The 6,094-nt window shown below is 33.0% G+C and carries 5 protein-coding genes; 4 read left to right on the forward strand and 1 reads right to left on the reverse strand.

Features of this window, described 5'->3' with window-relative positions; translation table 11 throughout:
* Nucleotides 1–179 precede the first annotated feature (179 nt).
* Nucleotides 180–1,346 carry a sulfite reductase subunit alpha gene (locus tag CN601_RS21985; protein ID WP_098172360.1) on the reverse strand — a complete coding sequence of 389 codons (1,167 nt, stop codon included), beginning with the start codon at nt 1,344–1,346 and terminating at the stop codon, nt 180–182.
* A gap of 273 nt (nt 1,347–1,619) precedes the next feature.
* Between CN601_RS21985 and CN601_RS21990 the strand changes: the two genes are divergently transcribed.
* The 4 genes from CN601_RS21990 (at nt 1,620) to CN601_RS27715 (ending at nt 5,852) form a co-directional block, all read left to right on the forward strand.
* Complete coding sequence (locus CN601_RS21990; RefSeq protein ID WP_098172361.1) at nt 1,620–2,894, forward strand: MFS transporter; 1,275 nt, start codon at nt 1,620–1,622, stop codon at nt 2,892–2,894.
* 233 nt (nt 2,895–3,127) lie between these two features.
* Nucleotides 3,128–4,771, forward strand: coding sequence for an AMP-binding protein (locus CN601_RS21995; protein WP_098172362.1), 1,644 nt, complete (start codon nt 3,128–3,130; stop codon nt 4,769–4,771).
* 132 nt (nt 4,772–4,903) lie between these two features.
* Nucleotides 4,904–5,440 (forward strand): signal peptidase I, encoded by a 537-nt coding sequence (lepB, locus tag CN601_RS22000; RefSeq protein ID WP_257131785.1) that lies wholly within the window; start codon nt 4,904–4,906, stop codon nt 5,438–5,440.
* Between the two features lie 286 nt (nt 5,441–5,726).
* Entirely contained in the window at nt 5,727–5,852 is a 126-nt protein-coding gene (locus CN601_RS27715; protein WP_257131786.1) for a hypothetical protein, read from the forward strand.
* Nucleotides 5,853–6,094: the final 242 nt, after the last annotated feature.

Genomic DNA, 6,094 nt, shown 5'->3' on the forward strand with positions numbered 1-6,094 from the left:
TATTTAACTCATAAAGGGTTCATGAGTTAAAAAAAGGGAAAGAAGCTGAAAAAACTTAACGCATTAATAGTTCATAAGATAAAAAAATAGATTCAATTGAACACTTTTACATAAAAAAAGACCCTCCGTACCAAATTGGACGAAGGGTTTTTTTAAACTTATTTAAAGTTTACTAAATATTAATACACGTCACGTAGGTAACGACCTTGCTTTTGCAGATCTTTAAGATAAGCTTCTGCATCTTCGCGAGTCAATGTTCCTTCATTTTCGATAATTGTAATAAGGGCTTCATTAACGTCTTTAGCCATATATTCTTTATCGCCACAAACGTAGAAGTGAGCTCCTTTTTCAATCCATTCGAATAATTCTTTGCTGTTTTCAAGCATTTTATGTTGTACATAAACTTTTTGATCTGTATCACGAGAGAATGCAGCATCAAGTTTTGTTAGAACGCCATCTTTTTGATATTTTTCTAACTCGCTTTGATAAAGGAAATCTGATGCTGCATGTTGGTCACCGAAAAATAACCATGAACGGCCATTTACTTTATTGACTGCACGTTCTTGGATAAATGAACGGAATGGTGCAATACCAGTTCCAGGTCCTACCATAATAATATCTTTGTCTTCAGCCTCTGGTAAGTGGAAGTGTTTATTTGCTTGAACATAGACTGGAAGTGTATCTCCTTCGTTAACACGCTCTGAACATAAAACAGAACATACACCTTTACGATCGCGTCCGTGCGCATTGTAGCGTACAGCACCGATTGTTAGATGAACTTCATCTGGATTAGCAGCATTACTGCTTGCAATTGAATACAGACGAGGAGTCATTTTTCTTAAGATTGAAACGATTTCTTGAGCTGATGCTTTCCATGGCCCAAAATCACGTAACATATCAAGTAAATCTCGACCATAGCAATATTCTTTAAGTTGATTTGTATTTTCAACTAACAGAAGCTTTTGAAGTTCTTCGTTTTCTGTGAATACAGCTGCCTGTTGTAAAATTTTCTTAGACAATAGTGTAATTTCAAAGTAATTTGTAAGCGCTTCTTTTAAAGATAGTGTTTCATCCTGCTTACCAACAGTAACAGTTACATCTTCTTCCCATTTCATTTCGTTTATAAGAAGTGCCACTAGTTCTGGATCATTTGATGGGACCACGCCAAGTGCATAACCTGGGTCATAAGTAAGTCCTGACCCTTGTAAAGATAACTCAATATGCCTTGTTTCCTTGTTTGAGCCAGTTCCATTTAAATTAATATTTTTTAGAACCTTCGCTTGAAATGGATTGGTCCTTGAAAATGGTGGTGTCGCATTTTTAGTATCGTTTAAAGTAGATTTCATATCTCTTAACCTCCAAGGATTGTTATATAACTAAGATAACATACAAATGGCAATTTATGTATTAGAATCTAGGTCTTTTTTACGTTGTTTTGGATTTTTTTATAGCCTTGTGTCCAGATAGGCAAGAAACAAAGGGTTGGCAACTTGTCCAATTAATAAAAAGAAAAATTTTATCTATTTAAATGTAGAGGAAAAATAAACTATTAGTAGTATCTAATCAATAAGCCTATTTTATAAAAAAAGCAGTTACTAATCATTGGGAGGAAAAAACTCATGAAGAGTTTTACGAAGCAAGAAAATAGTTGGATGTTCTATGATTGGGCTAATTCAGCGTATTCAATTATTATTAGCACTGCGGTATTCCCTCTTTTTTATAAAGCTTCAGCTACAAAGGCTGGAATAAGTGCTTCTGATTCTACTGCTTATTTAGGTTATACGATTGCAATTTCTACTTTTATTTTAGCTATGTTATCTCCAATTCTCGGGACAATCGCTGACTACAAAGGATTTAAAAAGAACTTCTTTGCTTTCTTTTTTATTCTCGGGATCTCTTTTACTGCACTTCTTACTTTTATTCCAAATGATCACTCGCTCTTACTATTGATTTGTTATACGATTACAGCTATTGGCTTTAATGGCGCAAATGTATTTTATGACGCTTTTTTAGTAGATATAACTTCAGAAGAACGGATGAATAAGGTTTCTGCTCGAGGCTTTGGTTTAGGGTATATAGGTAGTACAATTCCATTTATTATTAGTATTGCGATCATCGTATTAGCTCAAAAGGAGATTATTGCAATTTCAACAACTCTCGCAAGTCAAATTGCTTTTCTCATTACAGCAGCCTGGTGGGGTATTTTTACGATTCCTTTATTACGAAACGTTCGTCAAATTTATTTTATTGAACCTGAAAAAAATCCTGTAGTAAATAGCTTTAAGAGGTTAGGAAAAACCTTTAAAAATATTCGGAAATATCGCGCTGTATTTTTATTTTTACTTGCCTATTTCTTCTATATAGATGGTGTTGGAACGATTATTACGATGTCAACGGCTTATGGAACTGACCTTGGAATTAGTTCAACAAATCTATTAATTATACTGCTTGTCACACAGATTGTTGCCGCTCCATTTGCCGTTATTTATGGAAGGCTCGCAGATCGGTTTACTGGTAAAATGATGCTTTATGTTGGAATCATTGTTTATATGATTGTTTGTATTTATGCTTACTTTTTAAACTCCACTTTAGACTTTTGGATTTTGGCCATGCTTGTAGCTACATCCCAAGGTGGAATTCAGGCTTTAAGTCGTTCTTATTTCGCAAAACTCGTTCCTAAAGAAAAATCAAATGAGTTTTTTGGCTTCTATAATATTTTCGGGAAATTTGCATCGGTTATGGGGCCGCTAATAGTCGCCTTGACAGCTCAAATTACAGGGCGTTCGAATATGGGCGTATTTAGTCTAATTATTTTATTTGTTATTGGAATGTTCTTTTTAACACGTGTATCTGAACCTAAAAAAGCAGAAGTTTCGAAAACCACAACTTACTAATCTAGATATAGAGAGTTTCAAGTTGAGGGGCAATCTGATATTTAAAGAAGAAGGGACTCTGATTAAATTGGAGTCCTTTCTTCTGCAAAAAAATGTATTAAATAAAGTGAAGATTAATTAACGGAATTTTAAAAAGGGAAAAAACTAAAAATATAGAATATTCTTAACTATGTTATTTAAATTTATTAGTTAATATCCGTTCTTGCTAAAGGAAACCAATTAAGGAGGATCAGATGACAAATTTACTAGAGCTTACAATAGGGAAATTATTAGAAGAAAAAGCTAAATTACATCCTACTCATGAGGCTGTTGTCTATGCAGATAGAGGTTTAAGGATGAATTATGAACAGTTTGAAAATCACTGTAGAGAAATTGCTAAAGGTTTGATGAGTCTTAGAATTCAAAAAGGTGATCATATTGCAATTTGGTCTTCTAATACGCCTGAATGGCTAACAGCGCAATTTGCAACTGGCAAAATGGGTGGAGTACTCGTTACAGTGAACACAAATTATCAGACTGCTGAGCTTGAGTATTTGCTAAAACAATCAGATTCGACGACTATTATTTTAATGGATCAGTATAAAGATTCTTCATATATAGATACGCTTTATGAAATTATTCCAGAGTTAAAGGATTCTGTACCAGGAGAATTGCATAGTAGTCGATTACCATTTTTACGTAACGTGATTGTTCTTGGGAATAAAAAATATCCAGGTACATTCTCTTGGAATGAGCTGATTTCTTTTGCAAAAAATACTTCCGACATGGAATTGGATAAGCGAATTGAATCAATGAGTCCATATGATGTTATAAATATGCAATATACTTCTGGAACTACTGGTTTCCCTAAGGGTGTAATGCTTACACATTCGAATATCGTAAATAATGGGTTAAACATTGCAAATTGTATGGAATTAACAAAGGATGACCGTCTATGTATACCTGTGCCTTTCTTCCATTGCTTTGGCTGTGTTTTAGGAACGATGGCTTGTATGACTGTTGGTGCAACGATGGTACCTGTACAAGACTTTAGTCCAAAAAGGGTTCTTCAAACAGTACAAGATGAAAAATGTACTGGCTTACATGGCGTTCCTACTATGTTCATTGCTGAATTAAATGATCCTGATTTTTCTAAATATGATTTGTCTACGTTACGAACTGGTATTATGGCAGGATCAAACTGTCCGATTGAAGTTATGAAGGCAGTTATCGAAAAAATGGGAATTACAGAAATTACGATTGCTTATGGCCAAACAGAATCTTCACCAGTCATTACACAAACTAGGACAAATGATCCAATTGAATTACGTGTTGAATCGGTTGGAAAGGCTTTGCCTAATGTTGAAGTAAAAATCGTTGAGCCAGGTACATCTAATGAAGTTCCACGAGGTGTTCAAGGTGAGCTTTGTACTAGAGGTTATCATGTCATGAAGGGCTACTATAAAAATGAAGAAGCAACGAAAGCTGCAATCGATGAAGACGGATGGCTACATACTGGAGATTTAGCAATTATGGATGAAACTGGTTATTGTAAAGTTACTGGAAGGTTGAAAGATATGATTATTCGTGGTGGAGAAAATATTTATCCACGTGAAATTGAAGAATTTTTATATACCCATGCAGATGTGTTAGATGTCCAGGTTGTTGGAGTACCTGATCACGTATACGGAGAAGAAGTTATGGCCTGGATTATTTTAAGAGAAGGTGTAAAAATTACGCCTGACGATATTCGTGCATATTGTAAAGGGAAAATTTCGAAACATAAAATTCCTAGATATATAGAGTTTGTGGAAGCTTACCCTATGACAGCTTCAGGCAAAATCCAGAAATTCCGACTAAGAGAACAAGCTGTTGAAAATGCGCATAAACAAGTATAAATTTATCGATTAATTAGTAATAAAATAGCAGAGCAAAAAGAGTAAGCTTTGCTATTTTTTATTCATTATTTTAAATCAAATTATTTGATTTTAGTAATTGTGGTTATTAAAAAGATAAAGGGGATCCAAAACTTGAAAACTAGAAAAAAAGATACTGCTTGGCAATCTATTAAAATTTTAGTTTATTCATTTACCATAGCTTTTATATTAAAGCTTTATATATTTTCACCCTTTATTGTTGAAGGTGCATCAATGCAACCGACGTTACATAATCATGATTATTTATTTGTAAACAAAGCTTCTTTTCATATTTCCTCTATCGAAAGAGGTGAAGTCGTCATTATAAAAAAACAAGATGATCCTAAGTATTATGTAAAAAGGATCATTGGACGACCAAATGACAAAGTAAGTATTATGAATGGTTTACTTTATGTAAATGGAAAATCTATAAATGAAAATTATTTAAACGGTAAATTACGAAATGTGTATAAGGAATATCTGCAATTTAATAAAGTAAAAGTTCCTAATCATTCATATTTAGTAATGGGAGATAACCGTTTAAATAGTATGGATAGTCGAAATGGTTTAGGCTACATTAAGCAGTCTGAAATCGTCGGAAAGGTAGAGGGTGTTTTTTATCCATTTGATCGCTTAAGAATAATACACTAATAAGAAAACGTTGTTGCATATAAACTCTTTTGAATTTTGAATTGAAAATTAACCTTATGAAGCTTTATTTTTATGGGATTATGACCTGAAATGGATAAAAATCTAAATTAAAATCAGTTCATTTATCACATCATTGTAGTTAAAAACTGCCTTTCATTGTATTTTCATTTTCTTTTTTTATAATAAAAACGAATAAAAATAGAATTTTAGGTATTTTAAGCTTTATTTAAGGAAATAAATTTTAAATAAAAGCATTAAAAATCAAAATCGAAAGTAGGAATATGCAATGAAAAAAACTGAAGATTTTTTATTAGAAGAGCAAATTAAATTTGAAAATCATGTTAAGAAGAATAATTGGATCCTAATGGTAGTAGCTGTTATTACAATACCATTTCTTGTATCAAATATGTAAAAAGCAAAGCCGGTTTAGCAAATTACCGGGCTTTGCTTTTTTTTATGGAAACAAAAACCCCAGGATCGGCCAGGGGGTCAAAAAAACTTACAGCGGGGTTATATAAAATTCCCTCGAGGTGCTAAATTATTTTTGGTTCGCCAATCAAAATAGCACCGTCTCACTGGTTTATGAACAAAAGTCCGGGGGATACGAACAAAATCCACTGGTTTATGCACGAAATTTAAGTTAGTCTAAAAAGT

This window comes from Bacillus sp. AFS017336, assembly GCF_002555445.1.
In the GTDB taxonomy this organism is placed as follows: Bacteria; Bacillota; Bacilli; order Bacillales; family Bacillaceae_G; genus Gottfriedia.

Coding starts and splice junctions, on each gene's coding strand:
- CN601_RS27715 (WP_257131786.1), top strand. CDS start 5,727: ATGAAAAAAACTGAAGATTTTTTATTAGAAGAGCAAATTAAATTTGAA.
- CN601_RS21985 (WP_098172360.1), bottom strand. CDS start 1,346: ATGAAATCTACTTTAAACGATACTAAAAATGCGACACCACCATTTTCA.
- CN601_RS21990 (WP_098172361.1), top strand. CDS start 1,620: ATGAAGAGTTTTACGAAGCAAGAAAATAGTTGGATGTTCTATGATTGG.
- CN601_RS21995 (WP_098172362.1), top strand. CDS start 3,128: ATGACAAATTTACTAGAGCTTACAATAGGGAAATTATTAGAAGAAAAA.